Origin of the sequence: Rhodococcus sp. H36-A4 (assembly GCF_027158005.1) — a bacterium.
In the GTDB taxonomy this organism is placed as follows: domain Bacteria; phylum Actinomycetota; class Actinomycetes; order Mycobacteriales; family Mycobacteriaceae; genus Rhodococcoides.
In genome coordinates, this window is the sequence record NZ_JAPVLQ010000002.1 from 705,494 (window position 1) to 731,621 (window position 26,128).

At 63.6% G+C, this 26,128-nt stretch carries 22 protein-coding genes; 20 read left to right on the forward strand and 2 right to left on the reverse strand.

The window, feature by feature from the left end; genetic code table 11:
- Positions 1-62: 62 nt before the first annotated feature.
- Positions 63-554: an inorganic diphosphatase gene (locus O1W68_RS08255; protein WP_269302538.1), complete on the reverse strand. Its 492-nt coding sequence runs from the start codon at positions 552-554 to the stop codon at positions 63-65.
- A gap of 132 nt (positions 555-686) precedes the next feature.
- On the opposite strand from O1W68_RS08255, the gene dacB reads away from it, so the two are divergent.
- The 5 genes from dacB to O1W68_RS08280 all read left to right on the forward strand — a co-directional run bounded on the left by dacB (position 687) and on the right by O1W68_RS08280 (position 7,278).
- Positions 687-2,096, forward strand: coding sequence for a D-alanyl-D-alanine carboxypeptidase/D-alanyl-D-alanine endopeptidase (gene dacB, locus O1W68_RS08260; protein WP_269302540.1), 1,410 nt, complete (start codon positions 687-689; stop codon positions 2,094-2,096).
- A complete protein-coding gene (locus O1W68_RS08265; RefSeq protein ID WP_269302542.1) occupies positions 2,093-3,148 on the forward strand; it encodes a zinc-dependent metalloprotease in 1,056 nt (351 codons plus the stop codon). Before dacB ends, O1W68_RS08265 begins: the two co-directional genes overlap by 4 nt.
- Positions 3,148-4,143, forward strand: coding sequence for a tRNA lysidine(34) synthetase TilS (tilS, locus tag O1W68_RS08270; protein WP_269302888.1), 996 nt, complete (start codon positions 3,148-3,150; stop codon positions 4,141-4,143). Before O1W68_RS08265 ends, tilS begins: the two co-directional genes overlap by 1 nt.
- Positions 4,144-4,190: 47 nt before the next feature.
- A complete protein-coding gene (gene hpt / locus O1W68_RS08275) occupies positions 4,191-4,745 on the forward strand; it encodes a hypoxanthine phosphoribosyltransferase (RefSeq protein WP_269302890.1) in 555 nt (184 codons plus the stop codon).
- 379 nt (positions 4,746-5,124) lie between these two features.
- On the forward strand, positions 5,125-7,278 hold the full coding sequence (locus O1W68_RS08280) for an acyl-CoA dehydrogenase (RefSeq protein WP_269302544.1): 2,154 nt from the start codon (positions 5,125-5,127) through the stop codon (positions 7,276-7,278).
- A 233-nt stretch (positions 7,279-7,511) separates the two neighbouring features.
- Here O1W68_RS08280 and O1W68_RS08285 read toward each other — a convergent pair whose 3' ends face one another.
- Positions 7,512-9,818, reverse strand: a complete 2,307-nt coding sequence (locus O1W68_RS08285; RefSeq protein WP_269302892.1) for a serine/threonine-protein kinase — start codon at positions 9,816-9,818, stop codon at positions 7,512-7,514.
- Between the two features lie 332 nt (positions 9,819-10,150).
- Here O1W68_RS08285 and ftsH point away from each other — a divergent pair, with 332 nt between their 5' ends.
- The 15 genes from ftsH to O1W68_RS08360 all read left to right on the forward strand — a co-directional run bounded on the left by ftsH (position 10,151) and on the right by O1W68_RS08360 (position 25,918).
- Entirely contained in the window at positions 10,151-12,856 is a 2,706-nt protein-coding gene (ftsH, locus tag O1W68_RS08290; protein WP_269302546.1) for an ATP-dependent zinc metalloprotease FtsH, read from the forward strand.
- A gap of 117 nt (positions 12,857-12,973) precedes the next feature.
- Positions 12,974-13,579, forward strand: a complete 606-nt coding sequence (gene folE, locus O1W68_RS08295; RefSeq protein ID WP_442972313.1) for a GTP cyclohydrolase I FolE — start codon at positions 12,974-12,976, stop codon at positions 13,577-13,579.
- Positions 13,576-14,487 carry a dihydropteroate synthase gene (gene folP, locus O1W68_RS08300; RefSeq protein WP_269302549.1) on the forward strand — a complete coding sequence of 304 codons (912 nt, stop codon included), beginning with the start codon at positions 13,576-13,578 and terminating at the stop codon, positions 14,485-14,487. The genes folE and folP overlap by 4 nt, the downstream gene beginning before the upstream one ends.
- Positions 14,484-14,846 (forward strand): dihydroneopterin aldolase, encoded by a 363-nt coding sequence (gene folB / locus O1W68_RS08305; protein WP_269302551.1) that lies wholly within the window; start codon positions 14,484-14,486, stop codon positions 14,844-14,846. The genes folP and folB overlap by 4 nt, the downstream gene beginning before the upstream one ends.
- Positions 14,843-15,361, forward strand: a complete 519-nt coding sequence (gene folK / locus O1W68_RS08310; RefSeq protein WP_269302553.1) for a 2-amino-4-hydroxy-6-hydroxymethyldihydropteridine diphosphokinase — start codon at positions 14,843-14,845, stop codon at positions 15,359-15,361. Before folB ends, folK begins: the two co-directional genes overlap by 4 nt.
- Complete coding sequence (locus O1W68_RS08315) at positions 15,358-15,825, forward strand: DUF3180 domain-containing protein (RefSeq protein WP_269302554.1); 468 nt, start codon at positions 15,358-15,360, stop codon at positions 15,823-15,825. The genes folK and O1W68_RS08315 overlap by 4 nt, the downstream gene beginning before the upstream one ends.
- A gap of 100 nt (positions 15,826-15,925) precedes the next feature.
- Positions 15,926-17,143: a DUF6779 domain-containing protein gene (locus O1W68_RS08320; protein ID WP_269302556.1), complete on the forward strand. Its 1,218-nt coding sequence runs from the start codon at positions 15,926-15,928 to the stop codon at positions 17,141-17,143.
- 199 nt (positions 17,144-17,342) lie between these two features.
- A complete protein-coding gene (locus O1W68_RS08325; RefSeq protein ID WP_269302558.1) occupies positions 17,343-18,242 on the forward strand; it encodes a Rossmann-like and DUF2520 domain-containing protein in 900 nt (299 codons plus the stop codon).
- Positions 18,239-19,141, forward strand: a complete 903-nt coding sequence (gene panC, locus O1W68_RS08330; protein WP_269302560.1) for a pantoate--beta-alanine ligase — start codon at positions 18,239-18,241, stop codon at positions 19,139-19,141. Before O1W68_RS08325 ends, panC begins: the two co-directional genes overlap by 4 nt.
- Before the next feature lie 11 nt (positions 19,142-19,152).
- A complete protein-coding gene (gene panD, locus O1W68_RS08335; RefSeq protein WP_269302562.1) occupies positions 19,153-19,584 on the forward strand; it encodes an aspartate 1-decarboxylase in 432 nt (143 codons plus the stop codon).
- 2 nt (positions 19,585-19,586) lie between these two features.
- Positions 19,587-20,387, forward strand: a complete 801-nt coding sequence (locus tag O1W68_RS08340; RefSeq protein ID WP_269302564.1) for a type III pantothenate kinase — start codon at positions 19,587-19,589, stop codon at positions 20,385-20,387.
- Between the two features lie 147 nt (positions 20,388-20,534).
- Positions 20,535-21,083 carry a cysteine dioxygenase gene (locus O1W68_RS08345; RefSeq protein ID WP_269302566.1) on the forward strand — a complete coding sequence of 183 codons (549 nt, stop codon included), beginning with the start codon at positions 20,535-20,537 and terminating at the stop codon, positions 21,081-21,083.
- Positions 21,080-21,502 (forward strand): rhodanese-like domain-containing protein, encoded by a 423-nt coding sequence (locus O1W68_RS08350; protein WP_084345520.1) that lies wholly within the window; start codon positions 21,080-21,082, stop codon positions 21,500-21,502. Before O1W68_RS08345 ends, O1W68_RS08350 begins: the two co-directional genes overlap by 4 nt.
- Positions 21,503-21,541: 39 nt before the next feature.
- On the forward strand, positions 21,542-23,062 hold the full coding sequence (gene lysS, locus O1W68_RS08355) for a lysine--tRNA ligase (RefSeq protein WP_269302567.1): 1,521 nt from the start codon (positions 21,542-21,544) through the stop codon (positions 23,060-23,062).
- A gap of 309 nt (positions 23,063-23,371) precedes the next feature.
- Positions 23,372-25,918, forward strand: coding sequence for an ATP-dependent Clp protease ATP-binding subunit (locus O1W68_RS08360; protein WP_269302568.1), 2,547 nt, complete (start codon positions 23,372-23,374; stop codon positions 25,916-25,918).
- Positions 25,919-26,128: the final 210 nt, after the last annotated feature.

Sequence of the window (26,128 nt, forward strand, 5' to 3'; positions counted from 1 at the left end):
AAGCGCAAACACTTCCCCTGCCGGGAACATTCAAGTACGGAACTGCAGGTGTCGAAAGGTTTTCAGTGCTCTGGATTGTCTGCCAAACGCTTGAACGATGCAGCGATTTCGGCTTCTGCCTCGGCCCGGCCTACCCAGTCCGCGGCCGTGACGTGCTTGTTGGGCTCGAGGTCCTTGTAGTGGACGAAGAAGTGCTTGATCGCGTCCAGTTCGAATGTCGAGACATCGCTGAGGTCCTGGATGTGGTCCCAGCGTGAGTCGCCTGCGGGTACACACAGGACCTTGTCGTCGCCGCCGGCCTCGTCCACCATCTTGAACATTCCCACTGGGCGGGCCTCGACGACGACTCCGGGGAAAACGGATTCCGGGAGAAGGACGAAAGCATCGAGCGGATCGCCGTCCTCGCCGAGGGTGTTCTCGATGAAGCCGTAGTCGGCCGGGTAACCCATCGCCGTGTACAGGTAGCGGTCGAGGCGAATTCGACCGGAAACGTGGTCGATTTCGTACTTGTTTCGCTGACCCTTGGGGATCTCGATGGTGACGTCGAACGACACGCGCTGCCCTCGCTCTTCTTTGTTCTCGTCTTGCGTCTCGAATGACGCACGATGGTGGCGGGGTCAGCGTACCGGACCCGAGGATACTGTTGGAGAAACTGGCAACGGGAAGAAGAAGACACCGATGGAGGAATGTTGGCCAGGTTGACCAAGCGAAATCTCGGTCCCACCGCTGGGAGGCGGCGACGGAGAACCCGCATCCTTCTGATTCTCGTTGCGGTATCGGTCCTTGCTGCGGGCGGAACAGCAATTGCGGCCATCGTCCCGCACGGAGCCGATACGAACTCCGAGGTGCTTCTCGCGCCCGAGCCGGACCCGGTAACGCTCGTGCCGACCATCGCGCCGATATCGGACATTGCACCTGCACCCTCCGTCGAAGGTATCGCTGCCGCGCTCGCGCCGGTGGTCGCATCGCCGGATCTCGGCGCATTCACCGGATCTGTGGCCGACGCCGTCACGGGGGAGGTGCTGTGGTCCTCGGGGCCGGACACCCCGATGACTCCCGCATCGACGACGAAGGTCTTGACGGCAGGCGCGGCGATGCTCGCGCTGTCACCGGAACATCGCGTCACCACCAGAGTGGTGAAGGGGCAATCCGCTGGTGAGATCGTCATCGTGGCCGCCGGCGATCCGACGATCACCGCTCGGCCCCTGGGTAGCGAGAGCTTCTACTCAGGCTCGGCGCGTATAGACGATCTGGTGGAGCAGATATCCAAATCCGGTACGCCGGTCGACAGAATCGTCGTGGACACATCCATCTACAGCGGCCCGACGATGGCACAGGGATGGTTCGCTCCTGACATCGCAGCCGGTTACATCACGCCGATCGAACCGATCATGATCGACGGCGGCCGATCCGATCCGTTGGAAGACGAGTCCCCACGAAGCGTCGAGCCCGCCCTCGATGCTGGTCGCGCGCTGGCCCGGGGCCTGGGGATCGACCCGGCTCGGGTGTCCACCGGATCGGCACCACCCGGTGCCGATCAGGTGGCGAGTGTTCAATCCGCACCCCTTCGTGATCGTCTGGGTCAGATGATGGGCCGCTCGGACAACGTCCTCGCAGAAGCCATCGGGCGCGAGATCGCCATCGAGACCAACACGCAGCCTTCCTTCACCGGTGCGGTGGACTCGATCGAACAGACACTCTTCGCTGCCGGTTTCGCCATGTCCGGCCTCGAGTTGCACGATTCGAGCGGACTGTCGGTCGACGGGGTGATCCCGGCAAGACTGCTCGATCAGATATTGACTTCGGCCGCAGGATCGGGCAAGCCCGAACTCCGCCCGATGCTCGACTACCTTCCCGTCGCCGGGTCCACCGGCACGCTGTCGGATCGATACGCCAGCGCCGAACGCGTCGGTGCAGGCTGGGTGAGGGCCAAGACCGGCACCTTGTCGACCGCAAGTGCTCTCGCTGGATACGTAGTGGATGTGGACGGCCGGACGTTGACGTTCGCGTTGATGTCCAACGACCGTCCACCCGAAGTCAGCAGACCGGCGCTCGACGCCGTGGCGGCTACTCTCAGACTGTGTGGTTGCCGATGACGAACGAAGCAGCGGACACAGAAGGCTTCAGCGGGTCCGTGGATTGGGCGTTGGCCGCGAAGACCGGTGCCAAATTGGCTCCGAAAGAACCGTCGATCTCCCGATACACCGCTGAAGCTGTCGTCGCCGAGTTGTCGGAGGCGTCGGTGCGTGCGGAAGGACCGGTACGTGAAACGACAGGTCTCGCCGACGGACTTCCGGTACCGCGGGCACTCGTCGTCGATCGGGCAGGGTGGATCCACGCAGCATCGGCATCGATGAAACACCTGACAGGCGATGCCGATGCAGAGCCTCCTTCCGGTCTGCTCGGCGGTAAACCCGCGGGTGTGCAAGCAGGCGCGATGCTCGCGTTCCTGTCCAGCGCGATTCTCGGTCAGTACGACCCGTTCACCGGTGAGCACGGGACGCTTCTGCTCGTCGCACCGAACGTCGTCGCCGTAGAGCGGGCGTTGCGAGTGCCGCCGAGCGACTTCCGGCTGTGGGTATGCCTGCACGAGGTGACACATCGAGTTCAGTTCTCCTCGGCGCCGTGGTTGGGCGAGTACATGCGCAGTTCCGTCGCACTGTTGTCCGGCGGTGTCGACGAACCGATCGGTGAATTCGCGGCGAGATTGACGAGCGCGTTGAAGAACCGGAAGCAATCCGGCAAAGCCGAGGACGCGGGCATCGTCGGGTTGCTGCGCGCAACGCAAGCCCCGGCCCAGCGGGACGCGATCGATCGACTTCTCGTGCTCGGGACGCTCCTCGAAGGTCACGCCGATCACGTCATGGACGCGGTCGGGCCCGCAGTGGTGCCCTCGGTCCAGCAAATCCGCCAGGCTTTCGACAGCAGGCGTCGACGAAAGACCAACCCACTCCAACGCCTCATCAGGGCCCTTCTCGGGATGGACGCGAAGATGGCGCAGTACGTGCGAGGCAAAGCGTTCGTCGACCACGTCGTCGGCAGGGTCGGCATGGAACAGTTCAACACCATCTGGACCGACGCCGCCACGCTGCCGCTTCTCGACGAGATCGAGGACCCCGACCGGTGGATCGCCCGCGTACTTCGATGATGCGGCGTACCGGGGTGGCGCTGCCGGAGAAGCCTGCGATTCTCGAGCTGCGCCAGGCAGTTCGTCGGTGGATCGCATCGAGCCCGGGCCCAGTGGTGCTCGCACTGTCCGGCGGTGCCGATTCACTCGCTCTGACCGCTGCAGTGGCCGCGGAGGCCCCGGACGTCCGAGCACTAGTTGTCGACCACGGGCTACAGCAGGGATCGGACACGGTGGCAAAGACTGCTGCAGCGACGGCACTGGAGCTGGGGTGCATCGACGCGTCGGTGCTGACGGTGACCGTCGGTGGCTCGGGGGGAATGGAGGCCGCGGCTCGTCGCGCGCGGTACGAGGCATTGAACCGCCACCGCGGCGACGCCACGGTCCTCCTCGCGCACACTCTCGACGATCAAGCGGAGACCGTTCTGCTCGGACTCTCGCGGGGCTCCGGGCCGCGATCGATCGCGGGTATGTCCCCGGTGGATCAGCCGTGGGGCCGACCACTGCTGGGGGTTCGGCGAGCAGTGACAAGGCAAACGTGTGCCGAGTTGGGGTTGACGCCGTTCGAGGATCCGCACAACACGGACACCGATTTCACTCGAGTCCGGCTTCGGCACGAGATTCTGCCGCTGCTCGAAGATGCGCTCGGTGGTGGTGTCGCGGCGGCTCTTGCTCGCACGGCGACGCAACTTCGTGAAGACCTCACGGTTCTCGACGCCATGGCCGAGACCTTGATAAGGGAGAACTTCGCCGAACCAGAAGTGGACGTGACGACCCTCACGTCGGTCCCCGCTGCGTTGCGTCGTCGGGCATTGCGTTTGTGGTTGCTGCGGAGTGGCGTGAAGGCGCTGTCGGACAAGCAGTTACGGCTGATAGACGATCTCGTCGGAGATTGGCACGGGCAGGGGGGCGTAGCTGTCCGTTCAGGGGCGTCCGACGCCAGGTTGGTGGTCGCGCGTCGACGTGGCAGGCTGATGCTCGAGCAAGAGTGGAGCCTGCGACATGGCGGTGCTTGAATCTGCGAGAGTTGTGAAGGTACGAGAAACAATTGAAGGGAAGCGCCGTGTACGAGGGCGATATCGAATCGATTCTCATCTCCGAGGAGCAGATCAAGACTCGTACGATCGAGCTTGCCAACGAGATTGCCGAGCGTTATCCGCAGGGCGCGCCGGAGGGTGATCTTCTCCTGGTCGGTGTCCTCAAGGGTGCCGTCATGTTCATGACGGATTTTGCTCGCGCGCTCCCGATTCCGACGCAACTCGAGTTCATGGCGGTCAGCTCGTACGGCTCGTCGACGTCGTCTTCCGGCGTGGTTCGAATTCTCAAGGACCTCGACCGCGACATCAGCGGCCGTCACGTACTCATCGTCGAGGACATCATCGATTCGGGACTGACGCTGTCCTGGCTCAAGCGCAACCTTGCCACTCGTAACCCTGCCTCGTTGTCGGTGGTGACACTGCTTCGCAAGCCCGACGCGATCAAAGTGGACATCGAGGTCGCGAACGTGGGTTTCGACATTCCCAACGAATTCGTCGTCGGATACGGACTCGACTACAACGAGCGCTATCGCGATCTGCCGTACATCGGAACTCTTCACCCGAAGGTCTACGGCGGCTGAAACCGGCCTAGTTTTGGCCTGACCTGGTCTCGTGCTTCATGCCGGTTCGCGAGGAGCACCTTCTGGCCGAACCGGCGCCGACTGCTCCGAGCGCGGGAACGTATGTCGGACAACGGTTTCACTGGGTGGAGACGGCGTCGATGCTCGAGATCCCAGGGCGCAGATACTGTCGGCGTACATCGCGAAGGAAGAATTACGGATATTGCTGTTGTGTGATGGACGGGACGCCGGATCGACGGCGAGTGGGACGGCCTCGAGCAGACGAGCATGTTGGTCTTTCATCCGGCCGGCCGCGGATTTTGCCTACTGACGGTGCCGGCCTACGCCTACGCCTAGGACGTGGCCAACCTCACCCCAGCCTTACAGTAATGTCCGCAATATGGCTATTGCGCTTACCGACGACCAGCGTTCGCTGGCTGAATCAATCAATGACTACTACCGCCGCACGGACGCCCTCGGGCAGACCCGTGCCCGGCTGGAGAGTCCGACTGTGGGCCTGCCTGGCGACTGGACGAAGTATGCGGAGCTCGGGTGGCTCGGCATCCACCTCCCTGAGGACGTCGGCGGGGCGGGCATGGGTATGGGCGAGGCCGCGGTGGTCGTCGAGGAGCTCGCGGCAGTGCTGGCCCCTGGCCCGGTCCTACCGACAGTCTGGGCCTCGGCGCTGCTCGCCGCGAGCGGTACCCCCGAGCAGCAGCTGTCGCTGCCGGGGCTCGCCGAGGGCACCGTCGTCGGCGCGGTTGGTACCGTGCCGGAGGGGCTCGCCTCGCGCGACGCGGACGGGGCGTTCCGACTCTCGGGCCCGGTCCAGGTGCTGGGCGGCATGGAGGCCGATCTGATCCTGCTGACGGTCGGCGCGGACGTGCTGGCCTTCGACCGCGTGCAGCTGGTCAGCGTGGACGCGGAGAGCATGGACCCGACGCGCAGCGTCGCGTTGATCAGTGCGGACGGCCCCGTGCAGCCGCGGATGGAGCTGCCGGGCGCCGCAGAGCTGGCCCAGGCCATCGGCCGTGTCTTGGCGGCCGCGGAGGCGACGGGCGTGACACGCGCGTGCCAGAACATGGCTGTGGACTATGCAAAGCAGCGACAGGCATTCGGCCGGGCGATCGGGTCTTTCCAGGCGATCAAGCACATCCTGGCGAACGTCCTCGTCGATCAGCAGCTGAGCATGGCTCAGGCTTGGGACGCGGCTGGCATCCTGGCAGGCGCCCCGGAGCAGCGGAGCCTCGCCGCCGCGGCCGCGGTCGTGACCGCGCTGCCCGCCGCGGTGAGTGCCGCCGAACAGAACGTCCAGGTGCACGGTGCCATCGGCTATACCCGCGAGCACGACGCGCACCTGTACATGCGTCGCGCCGGAGTGCTGAGCATGATGTTCAGCGTCGTCGCCGCGCGCCGCGAGATCGCCGCCGCGACCGCCGCGGGCGTGCGCCGTGAGTCCGGCATCGACCTGCCGCCCGAGGCGGAGGGTTACCGCGCCCAAGCGCGGGAGTTCGTCGCGCAGTTGGGCTCGGCGGCCGGGCCCGAGCGGCGCGAGCTGTTCGTGGACTCCGGTTACGCCATCGCGCACTGGCCTCGGCCCTGGGGCCGGGGCGCCGGCGCCGTCGAGCAGTTGGTGCTCGATGAGGAGCTGCGTGGGCAGGAGCGGCCGGAGTACGGCATCGGCGAGTGGGTGCTGCGCACGGTTGTAGACCATGGCACGCAGGAGCAGCTCGACCGCTATGTGCACGCCAGCCTGCTGGGCAAGATCACGTGGTGCCAGCTGTTCAGCGAGCCCGGCGCGGGCTCGGACGCCGCGGGTGTGACCACCAAGGCCAAGCGGGCGGAGGGCGGCTGGATCGTCAACGGCCAGAAGACCTGGACCAGCGGCGGGCACACGTCGACGCATGGTATGGCGACCATTCGGACCAACCCGGACGCGGCCAAGCACAAGGGCATCTCCATGATGCTGATCGACATGGCCGCGCCGGGGCTCACCGTCCGGCCGATCCAGGACAGTCGGGGCGTCGAACTGTTCGCCGAGGTGTTCTTCGACGACGTCTTCGTCGCCGACGAGGATGTCCTGGGAGCGGTCGACGGCGGCTGGGGCGTGGCGCGCTCGGCCCTGGGCAACGAGCGCGTAACCATCGGGCGCGACCGACTCGGCCTCGACCTGTCCTACGACCTTTTCGCGCTGTACGCCGCAGTGCGCGTCGACGCCGGGCTGGACCAGTCGATCGCGGACCTCGTCGCGGAGGATCTCGCGCTGGCGGCGCTCACCCGCCGCATCGCTGAGCAGGCCGTGCGCGGCGGTGCGTCCGGGCCCGAGGGTGCGGTGCTCAAGCTGGTCGGCAGCGAACATACACAGCGCCTGGCGACCGTGAGCCTCGCGGTGGCCGGCGAGGCCGGCGCGCTGGAGGCGAAGGCGCTGAACGAGCTGCAGCGCAGCTTCCTGTACGCGCGCTACAGCACCCTCGCCGGGGGTACCTCGGAGGTCCTGCGCAATCAGATCGCCGAGCTGATCCTGGGGCTGCCCCGCGAGCAGTCCCTGCGCTGACCTTGTCCTCGGTGATGATCACGTCCACGTCCACGTCGGCTCGCCGAAGGAGCTCGCCGTCGAGTACAGCGAGCGCTTCGAACCCCCCGGCCAGCCTGCTGGGCTAGCTACCGACGCTGCAGAGGTGCCTGACCGAAAAATTCGGTTCAGGCACCTCTGTCTACACGACTGCAATGGACGCGGCGGTGTCGAGTCACTGGCATCGAACCGTGCGATACCGGGCTTGGCCAACGCTAGCGGGACCTGCGAGAGACGGCTCGCAGCAAGGCATTCAGATCGCCCTCGATCAACCGGAAAATCGAGTACGACGCGACGAATGCCAAAATTCCGCCCACGCAGACAACCCGTACGACGTCGATGATGTTGGGGATGTCCGCGGTAGGAACGAAAGTCAGGCCACCTACGGCGATCAGCGGAATCGATGCGGCGACGGTCAGAAAGCCGACGCTGCGGCGCTGCAACGTGCGCAGTCGTGAGGCGTCCCCGCTCCCTGCGCGGCCGTATGGAAGAAGCGACGGGTACAGACATCGAACGGTGAACAGCGAGACCAGAAAGAACGGATACGCGGTTGCCATCGCGCCGCAGACGACCAGCGATGCGATGAAGTGCACGTACGCTTCGGTCGGCACCGAACCGGCGGCGAATTGCAGGGACACGGGAAACGCGATACCGGCGACGACCCACAGTCCGAGGCATACCGCGACCACTCGGCCCGCAATCATGAGCGTGTCTGCCCTTGCTTGCGCCAATCGTTCTTCCGGAACAATTCTTCCGGTCCGCAATGCTCGCGGAACTGCGAGAACTCGGCGGCTGAACCAGAGAATCAACGCCAGTCCCAGGGGCCAGACCATGCCGTTGATGGCCGTCGCGACGAACCCGAATCTTTCCTGCGCCTCGGGGGCGAGGTCGCTGATGATCAGTGCCTTGTTGTGCTGGTAGTTGTAGACCGCAGCGACGGCATTGGGAACGCCGATCGCGAGGGTCATGACGGGGACCGTGTACGGCCGAATTCTCACGCGCGGGCTGGTGGGCGGTGGGTCGACCAGGTTGCGGGCGCGTGCGTCGAGGCACAGGTCGAATTGCTGAGCCATTTCCTGGCCGGTGGCCCAGCGATCCTCCCTGTCGGGCGAGAGGCATTTGACGAGAATGCGTCGCAGCGTCGCCGGACAGTCTTCCGGCAGTTCGGACAGTGCCTGTGCGCCGACTCCCCCCCGGCGTGCACCGAGCAAGCCGTCGATGGCCGTACGGTCACCGGCAGCGGAATCGTCGGGGTCGGGGAACGGCTTGTGGCCGGTCAGTAGTTCCCACAGCACCACCGCGAGCGAGTACAGATCGCTGCGCGTGTCGAGATCTTCGGCGCGCCCCGGCCGACCGGGATGGCAGGCCTCCAATTGTTCCGGCGACATATAGCTCAGTGACCCGCCGAAATAAGCGACCGGGCTGTCTCCTGCCACGGCGCCGCTGAAGCTGATGTTGAAGTCGGCCAATTTGGGGACGCCCTCGGCAGTCAACAACACATTCGCCGGCTTGATATCGCGATGCAACACACCGCGTTCGCCCGCGTAGTCCAATGCATCCGCCAGTCGGCGTCCGATCCACGCCACCGTCTCCGGCCATGACAGATTCGAAATCTGTTCTCGCACAGTCGAGTCGGTGGGTCGAAGGCCGCCCTTTTCGGCGAGTGAGGCGTCGACGCTGTCGAGAAGTAGCCGTCCGCAGCGGTCGGCTTCTCGATTCGCCCTGACTCTTCCGAGCACATTGAGCAGGGTGCCTCCAGGCACGTACTGCATGTACAGCAGCCGCAGCCCGCGGTTCCGGAGAACACGTTGATCGAATACCCGAACGATGTAGTCGTGATCGAGCTGCGCCAAAGTCTGCGGTTCGGTGCCGCGGTCCTCGGAAATCTTCACCGCCACGATTCGTTGCATCGAGCGCTGCCTGGACAGGAACACCCGTGCGAAAGCGCCCCGGCCGAGTCCCATCAACAAGTCGAAATCATCCAACCGATCGCCGACGTCGAGGTCCTCGAGCTCGTCCTGGGATCCGGGGCGGGTCCATTCCAGTCCGGCGGAGGCGGTTCCCGTCGTGCCGGCGGCCGTGGGTTCCAGCTGGGTGGCATCGAGCTCCGACTCCGGCTCGGTCGGGGAAAGCTCGGTGGTTTCACCTGGTACGACGTTGAGCAACTCGGCCAACGCTGCTGCCTGCACCGGATACTCCGCGACGTAGTGGGACGGTGATACCGAGTCCCCGCTCTGACGTCGCACACAGAATTCGTCGTAGATCAATCCGGCCGGGAGCTGAGCCTCGGCGAGGTCGAACTCCGCGCAGTACTCCCGCAGTCGCTTCGGTAAGCGTGCACGCAACCAGCGCTCCTGGAGGTCGACCGAAATGAGTGCCGCGAGCCACCGATGCCGCAGAGTCGTCGAATCAGGCAGGAATTCGGCAAGGTCGGGCACCCAGGGATCAGCCGTCGAGGTACTCGTCCGCCAGGCGGATCTCAGCAGCTCAGCTGCTGCATCGGCGTGATCCGGCACTGCCATGCCGTCCGGATGGGTTGTGACACCCTCCGAATTTACGGTGACTCTGTCCGAGCCTGGCTGCACTTTGACAGAATAGACCCTCCAGCGTCGCTGTCCTCTGCCGAAAGCAGTAGGTCGGACAAGAAGACTGTGGTGGGGAACCTGTGGGGCAGGGGAGACGTTGAAGGGGGAGATGCGTTGTGCAACGCAGCAGTGTTGCCGGCCCGTTTGTGCACGTGATGCACCTGGGGCAGTCGGTTGCCGTTCGCGGTAACCTGGATCATCCGGTGCGCGGCCGGAGTCTGCGTACTGGAGAAGACTGGAAAGGACGAGGCCGTCTCGGCTGAAGCTGTATGAATCGGAAGACAGTTATACGGAACCTGGCCATCGTTTTCGGCGTCCTGATGGTGATCGCTGCCTTCAGCTACTTCGGAAACGACACACGCGGGTGGAAGACTGTCGACACGTCAGTGGCGATAGCACAGCTCGATTCCAAGAACGTCGACACAGCTCAGATCGATGATCGTGAGCAGCAGATACGCCTCGACCTCAAGTCCGGCAGCGACGCAACCGACGGCGAGACGAAGATCCTCGCCAAGTACCCGACCTCTGCGTCGGAGCAGATCTTCGACAAGGTCGGCCAGGACGGGCTGAAGAGCTACAACACCGTGGTGTCCCAGGACAGCTGGTTCAGTTCACTGCTGCTCTTCCTTCTTCCGATGATCATTCTGCTCGGCATCTTCGTGTTCTTCATGAGCCGTATGCAGGGCGGCGGTCGTGGTGGCGTGATGGGCTTCGGCAAGTCGAAAGCCAAGCAGCTCACCAAGGACATGCCCAAGACGACGTTCCAGGACGTCGCCGGTGCCGACGAGGCCGTCGAAGAGCTGTACGAGATCAAGGACTTCCTCCAGAATCCGGCTCGTTACCAGGCCCTCGGTGCGAAGATTCCGCGTGGCGTGCTGCTGTACGGCCCTCCCGGAACAGGCAAGACGCTCCTTGCGCGAGCAGTCGCCGGTGAAGCCGGAGTGCCGTTCTTCACCATCTCCGGCTCGGACTTCGTCGAAATGTTCGTCGGCGTAGGTGCCTCTCGTGTGCGCGACCTGTTCGAACAAGCCAAGCAGAACAGTCCCTGCATCATTTTCGTGGACGAGATCGACGCCGTCGGACGCCAGCGTGGTGCGGGCATGGGCGGCGGCCATGACGAGCGCGAGCAGACCCTCAATCAACTTCTGGTCGAAATGGACGGCTTCGGTGAGCGCACCGGCGTCATCCTCATCGCCGCCACCAACCGCCCCGACATCCTCGATCCAGCTCTTCTACGTCCCGGTCGATTCGACCGACAGATCCCCGTCGGGGTTCCCGACCTCGCTGGTCGACGCGCGATCCTGGCCGTCCACTCGGCGGGCAAGCCGGTGGCCCACGACGCCGATCTCGAAGGCCTCGCGAAACGCACGGTCGGCATGTCCGGTGCAGATCTCGCGAACGTCATCAACGAAGCAGCTCTGCTGACGGCACGCGAGAACGGCACCGTCATCACCGAAGCAGCTCTCGAGGAATCGGTGGATCGCGTCGTCGGTGGCCCCCGTCGTAAGAGTCGGATCATCAGTGAGCACGAGAAGAAGATCACTGCCTACCACGAGGGCGGGCACACGCTGGCGGCGTGGGCGATGCCCGATATCGAGCCCGTGTACAAAGTGACGATTCTCGCTCGCGGTAGAACCGGTGGCCACGCGATGACGGTGCCCGAGGACGACAAGGGCCTGATGACGCGCTCCGAGATGATCGCTCGTCTGGTCATGGCAATGGGTGGTCGTGCAGCCGAAGAACTCGTCTTCCACGAGCCGACCACCGGTGCTTCCTCTGATATCGACCAGGCCACCAAGATCGCGCGGGCAATGGTCACCGAATACGGCATGAGCAGCAAGCTAGGCGCAGTCCGTTACGGGCAGGAGCAGGGCGATCCGTTCCTCGGTCGCTCGATGGGTATGCAGTCCGACTTCTCGCACGAGGTCGCACGGGAGATCGACGAGGAGGTGCGCAATCTGATCGAAGCCGCGCACACCGAGGCCTGGGCGATCCTCAACGAGTACCGCGACATCCTGGACATCCTCGCCACCGAACTGCTCGAGCGCGAGACCCTCACCCGCAAGGATCTCGAAAAGATCTTCACGAGTGTCAGCAAACGCCCTCGAATCACCGCGTTCAACGATTTCGGCGCACGGATCCCATCCGACAAGCCACCAGTGAAAACACCACGTGAACTCGCTGCCGAGCGCGGGGAGCCCTGGCCCCCAGAGCCCATCGCCCCGAAGGTTGTTCCACCACAACAGTTCCCGCAGCCGACGTACGCAGGTTCGCCCCAGCTTTCCAAGGGTGGTCCGGGCAACTCCAGCGGTGGTTACGCCAACGGTGCGCCCACAGTGGGCAACAACCCAGCCGGCAACAACGGTGGTGGCCCGTACAACGGCGGTAGTCCGTACAACGGCGGTAGTCCGTACAACGGTGGCGGCCCTTACAACGGTGGCGCCCAGAACAGCAGCCCGTACAACGGCGGTCCTTACAACGGGGGCGCATACAACGGGGGCGCATACAACGGTGGTGCACCTTCCACCGGAGCACACAATGACGGCGCGCCCTACAACGGTGGCTCGTATCGCAAGCCGGAGCCACCGAAGAGCTCGCGTCCCGACTACGGCGCCCCGGCTGGATGGTCCGCGCCCGGCTGGCCTCCACGCGATCCGCTCGGTCCCGTTCAGGGCGGACCCCCAACGGGCTATTCGGAGGGCAATCGCTACACCGACCCCTCCTACCAGCCCCCGCAATATCAGCCCCCCGAGTACCCCCAGCCTGACAACCGCCAGCCTGAAAGCCGGGAACAAGAGTCCCAGGGGCAGGAAGCCCCTCGATGGGATCCTTTGAGCGGAGCCCTGCCGGATGACGCCGTTCGCGGCAGTGGGAACGAGGAGTCGAATCCACCCTGGGAGACCCCGAATCCGGACGGCGACCAGAACGATGGCCCCCGCACGCAACGCTGGGAAGGTCCGAACGGACAGCACTAGCTCGGTAGGCCCGAGGCGCCGCCGGATAGGCTGACTGTCAAACCTCGGGGCATCGGAGCCCCGCAACCGGAGGTACAAAGCTCAGTGTCAGTCAGGCAGATCGACCAAGACGGAGTAATACCCGGCGACCAGTTCGTCGCAGTGGCGACCGGAAACGCGTTCGATCAACCGCGCGCGGAGGCTGCAGTGCGCGAACTGCTCATTGCAGTCGGAGAAGACCCGGATCGACCGGGACTGCTCGAGACTCCCGCCCGCGTTGCACGCGCATACAAGGAGATCTTCGGAGGCCTCTACACCGACCCGGACGATGTCCTGAACACGACGTTCGACGAAGGCCACCAAGAATTGGTTCTCGTCCGCGACATTCCCATGTTCTCCACGTGCGAGCATCACCTCGTCTCGTTTCATGGAGTTGCACATGTCGGGTACATCCCGGGTAGCAGCGGGAAGGTGACCGGCCTTTCGAAGCTGGCGCGAGTGGTGGACCTCTATGCCAAGCGGCCACAGGTTCAGGAGCGTCTGACCAGTCAGGTTGCCGACGCGGTGATGCGCAAGCTGAGCCCACGCGGAGCTATCGTCGTCATCGAGGCAGAGCACCTGTGCATGGCTATGCGTGGCATCCGCAAGCCCGGAGCGAGTACGACGACATCGGCTGTGCGGGGCTTGTTCCAATCTTCTGCCGCCTCTCGGTCCGAAGCGTTGGATCTCATCCTGCGCAAATGACGCAAATGACTTTGCCCGTCGCACCCGTCGTCATGGGTGTCCTCAACGTGACTGCCGACTCGTTCTCCGACGGCGGGCGGTACTTGGACGTGGACGCAGCAGTTGCACACGGAACGAAACTTCACCGGACCGGCGTCGACATCGTCGACGTCGGCGGTGAATCGACGCGTCCGGGTGCCGATCGGATCGACCCTGCGGTCGAGGCGCGCCGAGTGGTGCCCGTCATTGCAGAACTGTCGGCGCGTGGCATCGCCACCAGCGTCGACACCATGCGGGCATCGGTAGCGGCGGCGGCTGTCGAAGCAGGGGTGTCGATCATCAACGACGTCTCCGGTGGCCGCGCAGATCCTGCGATGGCGTCGGTGGTCGCCGATGCCGGTCTGCCGTGGATTCTCATGCATTGGCGCTCGGCCGCCGATTACGTCCCCAAGGGGGCTGGTTCCCATTACGCCGGTGGCGCAGCCGCTCGTTACGCCGGTGGCGCAGTCGCGCATTACGACAGTGGCGCAGCCGCGCATTACGACGACGTCGTCGCCGATGTTCGGCGCGAACTGCTCGAGCAAGTCGACCGTGCGGTAGCGGCTGGGGTGGATCCGGCGGCCATCATTCTCGATCCGGGTCTCGGTTTCGCGAAGAACGCCGCGCACAACTGGGAACTGCTGCGAGCGCTACCGAAGTTCGTCGAGCTCGGCATGCCGATTCTGATCGGCGCGTCGCGTAAACGTTTTCTCGGCGCACTTCTCGAATCCGACGGTGAACCGAGACCTCCCGACGGTCGTGAAGTCGCAACAGCGGTCGTATCCGCGCTTGCGGTCGCTGGAGGAGCGTGGGGTGTTCGCGTCCACGACGCCCAGGCCTCACTGGACGCGGTGGCAGTGGTGAAAGCATGGCAGGGGCTGACAAGATGAGTGACCGAATCGAGTTGCGCGGGTTGAAAATTCGTGGCAACCACGGAGTGTTCGATTTCGAGAAACGTGACGGTCAGGACTTCGTCGTGGACATCACCGTCTGGATGGATTTGCGGCCTGCTGCCGCGACCGACGATCTGGCGAACACACTGCACTACGGCGAGCTTGCGGAAGCGGCAGCGGCGATCATCGCAGGTCCATCGCGGGACCTCATCGAAACCGTCGCAGCCGAAATCGCCGACGGAGTCATGGAGGACACGCGCGTCGATGCAGTCGAGGTGGTGTTGCACAAACCGTCGGCGCCGATCCCGCTCGCTTTCGACGACGTGGCGGTAGTTGCTTCGCGGAGTCGTCGGTGACGCGCGCGGTGCTGTCGATCGGCAGCAATGTCGGCGACTCGTATGCGCATCTGCGTTCGGTGACGTCCGCGCTCGGCGACCGCGTCGTTGCGGTGTCGTCGGTGTACTCGTCGGTGCCGTGGGGAGGCGTCGAGCAACAGGACTTTGTGAATGCGATCGTCGTAGCGGACGACGAACAGCGGGGCCCGTACGACTGGCTCGAGCTTGCTCGAGAACTGGAAAAGGCAGCCGACCGAGTGCGAGTCGAGCGTTGGGGACCGCGAAGTCTCGACGTCGACATCATTGCGTGTGACGACATTTCGAGTAGTGATCCACAACTGCTTCTTCCACATCCTCGAGCACACCAGCGAGCATTCGTCCTGGTGCCATGGCTCGAGGTCGATCAGAGTGCGTCGCTCGAAGTGGCCGGGGAGGTTCGGTCGGTGTGCGAATGGATCGAATCTCTGAGCGAGGAAGAACGGGCGGGCGTCCACCGCACGGACATGACACTGCCCACACCGAATGCGGCTCCATGACGGCCACGAAAATGAGAGATCTGCTCGGCCTCGCAGTCTTCGCGGCTCTCGCAACGTGGCTGCTCGTGCGATCGTTCTATGGATCGCTACCACCGATTCACGCGTTCGCTGGCGCGTCGCTCTACGTCGTCGCGATCGCCGAGACGGTGCTCGGCTTCGTGATCCGATCGCGTATCGAGAAACTGCGGGTCGGCGACGGGCCGAACCAGCTCCATCCGATCACCGCGGCCCGAGCGTTGGCCCTGGCCAAGGCATCTGCTCTGGTAGGCGCAGCAGCTGCCGGTGTGTGGTTCGGATTCTTGCTCCACATCGTCCCGCTCGCGTCCTCGGTGCGTGCCGCGTCCTCGGACCGGGCGGGTGTCATCGTCGGACTCGTTGCTGCAGTGGCCCTGGTGGGTGCGGCGCTGTGGCTCGAGCGTTGCTGCAGGACCCCGACCGACTCCGGTGACAGGCCCGAACGGTGAAGGGATTTACCGTTCCCGGCGCCGGATCGTTACCGCCGAAGCGGACGAGCATAGTCCCGCTTCCCCGTTTGTCGACGGTTCGCCAGCTACCCTGGACGTCATGACCGAACCGACTCGCGCGAAAGCGTCACGCCGTCAGCGGCGGAGTGCGAGCCAGCTTTTCATTGCAGCGCTGGTCGTATTCGGCATCATCGCCAGCATGTTGATGTTGTTCAGCGAAAACGTTCAGTGGCTACGTGTGGGCTTGGTCTCAGCGTTGTGGGCCGCGATCATCGGTGCGTTCGCGATGACGAAGTACCGCCGCGAAGCAGTGGCCGACCAAACCAGGGCCAAAGATCTTCAGACTGTGTACGAGCTGCAGCTCGCCCGTGAGATCTCGGCACGGCGGGAGTACGAACTCGGCGTGGAATCTCGCGTACGGAGCGAGGTAGCTGTCGAGACCAGCGAGATCGCGGCACTTCGAGCAGAACTGGCTCACCTACGCAACAACCTGCAACTATTGTTCGACGGCAATCTGCCCACCGAACGGGTGGCGCTGCGGGCCGATGCGACGCGTGTGCAGGAGCTCGGCGGTCGCAGCTACGCCAGCTACCAGCCGGCGCCTTCGGGCTTGTTCGTTCCCGGCAAATCTTCGCAGTCCTCTTCCTCTGGCACGGAGGGCCCGAACGCCCCTGTGCCCGGACTTGGAACGCCGTACGACGAGCCCGTCACAGCCGAGACGTCGGTGCTCTATCCCGACGTCCCCATCGGTAGCGAGGACATGCCCGGCGCGGGTTCTGTGCCCAGCGGGGGTTATGTGCCGAGCGAGCCGGCCCGTCGCGCAGAATCACAATCCCCGGCCAGCGGTCGACGCGTACCCACACCGCCGCAGGCCCCGGCTCCGACACCACCGCTGGTGAGTGAGCCCGTCGGCTATTCGTCCGATCGGTCGACGGCCGTCGAAGCCGAAGAACCGCTCGCGGCAGCCCAGCGGTCGGGCGCGAGTTCGCAACCATATTCGGGCCAGCCTTCTTCGAGCCCGCAGCCGTACGCGAGCCGGGTGTCCGAGCCTGAGGTTGTTGCGGAGTCGACGGAACAACCTGCACCGGTTCCCGAGGGAGCTGTGGCACCTGCACCCGACTCGAACACCGAGGACGTGGAAAGTCACGACATTTCGGAGCCCGCTCCCGACCCTCCGAGGCGACGGCGTCGAGCCGAGCCGGATGGTGATGGCGCGGGTGCACACTCCAATGGCCGTTCGGTGGCCGAGATCATGGCAGGAATGAAATCCAGCGACACCGAGCCGAGTGCACGTCGTCATCGACGCCGCGCCGACTGACCTGCTGACATCTCGTCCGAACGCTGGACGAGGTACCGAAGGGTGAAATAGATCACTGCTCAGGCCGTGGCCCGAGGATCCCGTTGCCGCTATCCTTCGTGCAGGACGTCTGGTACCCGCCGCGCGGGACTGGAACGAACGAGAGGAAGTTTCGGTGACCTCACCTGAGTTCAGGAGTGGTGCCCGCGGAATACCCCCAATGTCTGCCGACCCGGCACCTGCACGTTTGACCGTAGGTATCGTCTCCGCAGGACGGGTTGGTACCGCCCTCGGCGAGGCTCTGGAGCGCGTCGGGCATGTTGTGTTCGGTTGTGCTGCAGTATCGGAAGAATCCAAGGAGCGCGTACACACTCGCCTGCCGGATTCGCAGATCCTGCCTGTCGACGAGGTTGCCAGGCGTGCCGAGTTGCTGATCCTCGCCGTTCCGGACAACGAGTTGGCATCCATCGCTGCTGGGTTGGCGGCAACCGGTGTCGTTGCCCGGGGAAAGCTCGTCGTGCACACCTCCGGCGCGAATGGCATCGGCATCCTCGCCCCATTGGCCGCGCAAGGTGCGATCCCGTTGGCGATTCACCCGGCCATGACGTTCACCGGCGGTCCCGAGGACACCGATCGGCTGGCCGCTGCATGCTTCGGGATTACGGCAGCCGACGAGATCGGCTATGCCGTCGCGCAAGCATTGGTTCTGGAACTCGGCGGTGAACCGGTTCATGTCGCCGAAGAGAATCGCGCGCTCTATCACGCAGCGTTGGCTCACGGGTCCAACCACCTCGTCACTCTCGTAGCCGATGCCGTCGACGCGTTGCGAGTCGCACTCGACGGCCCAGGTTTTCCCGGAATCGATTCCGAACCCGAAGCAGCGCAGCGTGTTCTCGGTCCGCTCGTGCGAGCAGCGTTGGACAACGCATTGCGGCACGGGCAGAGCGCACTTACCGGGCCTGTGGCGCGAGGCGACGTTGCCGCAGTTCAGAAGCATCTGGACGTGCTCAGCGACGTCGATCCCGCGATTGCAGCGGGATACCGCGCGCTCTCGCTCAGATCCGCACAACGCATGGGATCGAAGCCCGAACTCATCGAGATTCTGGAAGGCGAGTTATGACCCTGGCAGGTAGCCACAAGGCGGGGGAGTTGACAGTTCATCACGATCCGACTGTCGTCTCCGCGGTGTCGAAGGCACTGCGCGGTGTCGGCAGGCAGATAGCGCTGGTACCGACCATGGGCGCGCTGCACGCCGGGCACATCCATCTGGTTCGGCAGGCCAAACGCACCGGCGCAGTGGTGTTCGTGTCGATCTTCGTCAATCCCCTGCAGTTCGGCGACGGGGAAGACCTCGAGGCCTATCCACGCACTCTCGACGCGGACGTGGAGTTGCTGGCAAGCGAGGGCGTCGAGATCGTCTTCGCGCCTTCGGCGTCGGATATGTACCCGGCCGGACCACGCACGACCGTGCTCCCCGGTCCACTCGGCAGCGAGATGGAGGGTGCAAGCCGGCCGACGCATTTCGCCGGGATGCTCACCGTGGTGACCAAGCTGTTGCAGATCACCTCCCCGCATGCAGCGTTCTTCGGTGAGAAGGATTACCAGCAGCTGACATTGATCCGACAGCTGGTGCGAGATCTGAACTTCGACGTGAAGATCTTCGGTGTCCCCACCGTGCGCGAGCAGGACGGGCTCGCATTGTCTTCTCGCAATCGCTATCTCGACGACGCCCAGCGTTCGGCAGCCATGGCATTGTCGGCGGCGCTGGTAGCCGGGGCTCACGCCGCAGCGGGCGGAGCCGAAGTGATTCTGGCTACTGCGGGCGAAGTGCTCTCGGCGGTACCAGAGGTGAAGGTCGACTATCTCGAACTTCGAGGTGTCGATCTCGGACCTGCTCCCGAGCGTGGTGACGGTCGACTTCTCGTGGCCGCCACGCTGGGCACCACCCGACTCATCGACAACGTCGGTGTCGCTGTCGGGACCGGCTTTCTGGAATACCCCGACGACCCGAAGAATTGAAGGGATAAAACATGTTTCGCACAATGATGAAGTCCAAGATTCATCGCGCGACCGTAACCCACGCGGACCTGCACTACGTAGGTTCGGTGACCGTGGACCAGGACCTGATGGAGGCGGCCGATCTGCTCGAAGGTGAGCAGGTGACCATCGTCGACATCGACAACGGCGCACGGTTGGAAACCTATGTCATCACCGGCGAGCGTGGCAGTGGGGTGATCGGTATCAACGGTGCCGCAGCACATCTGGTCGATCCTGGTGATCTGGTCATTCTCATTGCCTACGGCGTGATGAACGAGCAGGAATGCAAGGACTACGCACCCCGCGTGGTGTTCGTCGACGAGAAGAACAATCCCGTCGAACTCGGTAGTGACCCTGCATATGCACCCGAGGGTTCGGGCCTGATCACACCTCGCACGCTCCGTGCCGATTCCGTACTGGTGTAAAAATGCTGCTTGCGATCGACATTCGCAACACATCGATGACACTCGGCCTCTTCAGTGGCAGTGGTGATCACGCAAAGTTGTTGCGTGATTGGCGGATGCGAACGGATTCGCGAATAACGGCGGACGAGCTGGCATTGATGCTCCGCGGCCTTCTCGGCGACGACGTCGATCAGATCACCGGTGTGAGCGCCCTGTCGACCGTGCCTTCGGTGCTGCGAGAAATGCGGACGATGTTGACCCGCTACTGGGAGCACATTCCGCACGTGGTCGTCGAACCTGGTGTGCGAACGGGTGTTCCGCTGTTGGTCGATAACCCCAAGGAGGTCGGCGCCGATCGGATCGTCAACACCCTTGCGGCGCACGATTTGTACGGGAGCGCCTGCATCGTCGTCGACTTCGGCACCACGACCTGTGTCGACGTCGTCTCCGCCAAAGGCGAATTCCTCGGCGGGGCTATTGCGCCTGGTTTGGAAATCTCCACCGCTGCAATGTCTTCCAGATCAGCAGCATTGCGGGAGATCGAGTTGATGCGACCCCGCTCGGTGGTCGGAAAGAATACCGTCGAATGCATGCAGTCCGGTGCCGTGTTCGGATTCGCCGGGTTGGTCGACGGATTGATCGGTCGCATCCGTCGCGAACTCGCCGACTTCTCCGGGACGGACGTGGCAGTGATCGGTACCGGCGCCAGTGCCCCGCTCATCATGGGGGAGAGCAGCGCGATCGAGCACCACGAGCCAGACCTGACGCTAGAGGGCCTGCGCTTGGTCTACGAGCGCAATCTTGCGAAACGACGCGTGCGCTAGCGCTTGCAGGCGGCGTGTGTAACAATCTTTCTCGTGATGACGTGCATGGGACCCCAGGAGTGTTGTCGAGGCTGATCGCTGCCTCGTTCGAACATCGACTCTGGAGTACCTCCCGTGCTTTCCACACCTGTCTTTATTTCTTCACCGGTGCGCTCTGCTTCCCACCGCGCCCGTTCCGCACCTCAGCTATCGCTACCTACTCGGCTCAGACCACATGACCTACTGCGCATCACCGACCAGGGCGCCTCGGACGTTCTCGACGGCCGATTCGACGACATCCTGCCCGAGAGCGGTCTCTGGCCGACCGAAGAACGCTGGTCAGCCCGTTTGCACGCCGACGACGACCTGGACGTCTGGCTCATCAGCTGGGTACCGGACAAGTCCACCGAGCTTCATGATCACGCGGGTTCGATCGGCGCTTTGACCGTCCTCAGTGGCTCCCTCATCGAATCTCGTTGGGCTGGAAATGAACTGAAGAGCCGGCACCTCGATGCCGGGGATCAAGCATCGTTCCCGCTCGGGTGGGTGCACGACGTCATACATGCACCGGACACCACCGCGCCCGGTCCGACGCTCAGCGTTCACGCTTACTCGCCACCGCTGACAGCAATGTCCTACTACGAAGTGACCGAGCACTCCTCGCTCCGGCGAACCCGTACCGAGCTGACCGACGAACCCGAAGGTGCATCGAAATGACGATCGTCGAAATGTTGGATCAGGCGCGCAGCCGCATCGAGCGCACCACCGTCTTCGAGCTTCGCGACGCGATTGCGCGTGGTGCCGTCGTCGTCGACATTCGGCCTCAAGCGCAACGTGCCGTCGAGGGCACGTTGCCCGGCGCGCTTGCCATCGAGCGCAACGTGCTGGAGTGGCGCCTGGATCCGACGAGTGACGCCCGGCTCGCTGTCGCAGTCGATCACGATGTCGAGTGGATCGTCATCTGCTCCGAGGGTTACACCTCCAGCCTCGCTGCGGCCTCGTTGCAGGATCTGGGGCTTACGAAGGCCACCGACCTCGTCGGCGGGTATCAGGCACTGAAGTCGGCCGGGCTGCTCGGCGTGCTGACCAAGGCCAAGCACACCGTCCGTGAAGCAAAGGCCGTCAGTGCGCACTGATTCTCCTGTTGTGGGGTTCGACAGATAAAGTGTGCGCCTGTGACTGATTCAGCTTCCTCCACCGCCGACGACACTCCGGAACAGATTCGGATCCGTCGCGCCAAGCGGGACCGGTTGCTCGAACAGGGACGTGAGGCGTACCCCGTGTCCGTAGCGCGGACGCACAGGTTGCTCGAGATTCGTGACCGGTACTCCAACCTCGAAGCGGATGCGAAGACTGGCGTGCTCGTCGGACTTGCCGGTCGCGTAATTTTCGTCCGTAATACCGGCAAGTTATGTTTCGCCACGCTCCAGGAAGGCGACGGAACTCAACTCCAGGCAATGATCAGCCTCGCGGGTGTCGGTGAGGATGCCCTGGCGGCGTGGAAGTCGGACGTCGATCTCGGTGACTTCGTCTTCGTACACGGCGAGGTCATCAGCTCCCGTCGCGGCGAGCTCAGCGTGATGGCCGATTCGTGGGAGATCGCGTCGAAGGCTCTCCGGCCGCTCCCGGTGGCACACAAGGAACTGAACGAAGAGACGCGTATCCGGCAGCGATACTTGGATCTGATCACGCGCCCGGAAGCGCGCGCGGTCGCCCGCAAGCGCATCGCCGTCGTACGTGAACTACGCAACGCACTGGAGCGAAGGGGCTTTCTCGAAGTCGAGACGCCGATGCTGCAGACCTTGCATGGCGGAGCTGCCGCTCGCCCCTTCGTCACCCATTCCAATGCACTCGATACGGACCTGTTTCTTCGTATCGCACCCGAACTGTTTCTCAAGCGTTGCGTCGTGGGCGGCATCGAGAAGGTTTTCGAGATCAACCGCAACTTCCGCAACGAAGGCGCCGACTCCTCGCACTCTCCCGAATTCGCGATGCTCGAAACCTACGAGGCGTACGGAACCTACGACGACTCGGCGAAGATGACTCGTGAGCTCATCCAAGAGGTTGCCGAGGCTGCGCTCGGCACTCAGGTGATCCTGCTGCCCGACGGCACGACCTACGACATGAGCGGGGAGTGGACGACGCTCGAGATGTACCCGTCCTTGTCGGATGCGCTCGGAATCGTCGTGACGCCCGATACCACGGTCGAGGAACTTTTGGCCCTGGCGGAGAAGATCGGGGTCGACGTGCCGCTCAAGGACGGCAAGCCGATCTACGGTCACGGCAAGCTCGTCGAAGAGCTGTGGGAAAACCAGATCGGTAACGATTTGTTCGCGCCGACCTTCGTTCGTGACTTCCCCGTCGAGACGTCTCCGCTGACTCGTCAGCACCGCAGCAAGCCGGGCGTTACCGAGAAGTGGGATCTCTACATTCGCGGGTTCGAATTGGCGACGGGCTATTCCGAACTGGTCGACCCGGTCATCCAGCGGGAGCGTTTCGAAGATCAAGCACGTCAGGCCGCGGCCGGCGACGACGAGGCTATGGTTCTCGACGAGGACTTCCTGGCCGCGATGGAGCAGGGCATGCCTCCGACCACGGGCACGGGCATGGGAATCGACAGGCTCCTCATGGCGCTGACAGGACTAGGTATCCGAGAGACGATTCTGTTTCCGATCGTGAAGCCGTCTCAGGGCTGACTTGCCAGCAAAGTTTATTGTTCGCCAACAGCGGACACCCGAGGGGAAACGAATTGCCCCGACGGCGCGTTATGAACAGTAAGCAGGCACATAGGTCCGTCACTACAGATCAGAGATGATCTATAGAGGGGGTCGAGGGTCGGCAAGTGAACCTTCGGCCAACTAGAGTAAGGCTGGAGGCGTGGATACCTTTCGGCATCTGCGTGAGACTTACCTTCAAATGCCGGCGAACCCGATTTACCAAATACCGTGGTGCTAGAAGACCTGGTGGGCGGAGTGCTACCACCCACCGAGAAGTGAGGGAGAGCGATGTTCGAGAGGTTCACCGATCGCGCGCGGCGTGTTGTCGTCCTGGCTCAAGAAGAAGCCCGGATGCTCAACCACAACTACATCGGCACGGAACACATCCTGCTCGGTCTCATCCACGAGGGTGAGGGCGTCGCAGCGAAGTCTCTGGAGTCGCTGGGTATCTCCCTCGAAGGAGTCCGCAGCCAGGTCGAGGAGATCATCGGTCAGGGCCAGCAGGCTCCGTCCGGTCATATCCCGTTCACCCCGCGCGCCAAGAAAGTACTCGAGCTCAGTCTGCGTGAAGCACTGCAGCTCGGCCACAACTACATCGGCACCGAGCACATCCTGCTGGGTCTGATTCGCGAAGGCGAAGGCGTCGCGGCTCAGGTACTGGTCAAGCTCGGAGCCGACCTCAACCGGGTGCGTCAGCAGGTTATCCAGCTGCTCTCCGGTTACCAAGGCAAGGAGCCGTCCGAGAGCGGGAGCGGACGCGGCGATGCAGGTACGCCGTCGACGTCGCTGGTTCTCGACCAGTTCGGACGCAACCTGACTCAGGCTGCACTCGAAGGCAAGCTCGATCCGGTCATCGGTCGCGCGAAAGAAATCGAGCGCGTCATGCAGGTGCTCTCGCGCCGCACAAAAAACAACCCCGTGCTCATCGGTGAGCCCGGTGTCGGTAAGACTGCAGTCGTCGAGGGCCTGGCGCAGGCGATCGTCAACGGCGAGGTCCCCGAGACTCTCAAGGACAAGCAGCTCTACTCCCTCGACCTCGGGTCGTTGGTTGCCGGTAGCCGGTACCGCGGTGACTTCGAAGAGCGCCTCAAGAAGGTCCTCAAGGAGATCAACACCCGCGGCGACATCATCCTGTTCATCGACGAACTGCACACTTTGGTGGGTGCCGGTGCGGCCGAGGGTGCTATCGACGCGGCTTCGATCCTCAAGCCGAAGCTCGCTCGCGGTGAGCTGCAGACCATCGGTGCCACCACTCTCGACGAGTACCGAAAGTACATCGAGAAGGATGCCGCTCTCGAGCGTCGTTTTCAGCCGGTCCAGGTCGGCGAGCCGAACGTCGAGCACACCATCGAGATCCTGAAGGGTCTTCGTGATCGGTACGAGGCTCACCACCGCGTTTCGATCACCGACGGCGCACTCGTCGCAGCTGCCACATTGGCCGATCGCTACATCAACGACCGGTTCCTGCCGGACAAGGCGATCGACCTCATCGATGAGGCCGGCGCACGGATGCGTATTCGTCGGATGACCGCGCCACCAGATCTGCGTGAGTTCGACGACAAGATCGCCGACGCACGTCGGGAGAAGGAGTCCGCGATCGACGCGCAGGACTTCGAGAAGGCCGCGAATCTGCGCGACAAGGAGAAGCAGCTCGTCTCCCAGCGCGCCGAGCGTGAGAAGCAGTGGCGGAGCGGTGACCTCGACGTGGTCGCCGAGGTCGACGACAACGAGATCGCCGAGGTCCTCGGAAACTGGACCGGTATCCCCGTGTTCAAGCTCACCGAGGAAGAGACCACTCGTCTGCTCCGCATGGAAGATGAACTGCACAAGCGGATCATCGGCCAGGTCGAGGCAGTCAAGGCCGTCTCGAAGGCAATCCGTCGTACCCGTGCGGGCCTGAAAGATCCGAAGCGCCCGTCGGGCTCGTTCATCTTCGCCGGCCCGTCCGGTGTCGGTAAGACCGAGCTGTCGAAGGCACTCGCGAACTTCCTGTTCGGCGAGGACGACGCCCTCATTCAGATCGACATGGGCGAGTTCCACGATCGCTTCACCGCTTCGCGGTTGTTCGGTGCTCCTCCCGGTTACGTCGGGTACGAAGAGGGCGGTCAGCTCACCGAGAAGGTCCGCCGCAAGCCGTTCTCCGTCGTTCTGTTCGACGAGATCGAGAAGGCACACCAGGAGATCTACAACACCCTCCTGCAGGTGCTCGAAGATGGCCGTCTCACCGACGGCCAGGGACGCACGGTCGACTTCAAGAACACCGTGTTGATCTTCACCTCGAACCTCGGTACCGCGGACATTTCGAAGGCAGTCGGTCTCGGCTTCTCCTCGGGTGAAGGCACCGGATCGAACTACGAGCGGATGAAGCTCAAGGTCAACGACGAGCTGAAGAAGCACTTCCGCCCCGAGTTCCTCAACCGTATCGACGACATCGTCGTGTTCCACCAGCTCACCAAGGACGAGATCGTCCAGATGGTCGACCTCATGCTCAACCGAGTCGAAGGTGCGCTCAAGAACAAGGACATGTCGATCGAGGTCACCGAGAAGGCCAAGTCCCTGCTGGCCAAGCGTGGATTCGACCCGGTACTGGGTGCGCGGCCACTGCGTCGCACCATTCAGCGCGAGATCGAGGACGCGTTGTCGGAGAAGATCCTGTTCGGCGAGGTCGAAGCCGGCCAGATCATCCTCGTCGACGTCGAGAACTGGGACGGCGAAGGCTCGGGCGAGGACGCCAAGTTCACGTTCCGCGGTGAGAAGAAGCCGATCAGCGTTCCTGACGAACTGCCCGTTGACCTGGCCAAGGCCACCGGCGACAGTGACACGACTAGTCAGTAGTTTTGGTTCAGTAGTTTCCGCTCAGCGGGCCGTGCTCCGAAAGGGGTGCGGCCCGCTTTGTCGTCCGCGGGCTGGGTGGTTCGCCCGCTCCGTCCGCTCCTGACTCCCCACCGCTTCAATGGTCCACTCATACGATTTGATGGCTTCGATGTCACATTCAAGCGGCGGCGGATCCGACGGATTCGCACTCAGAAGGTGAGGCGGAGAACG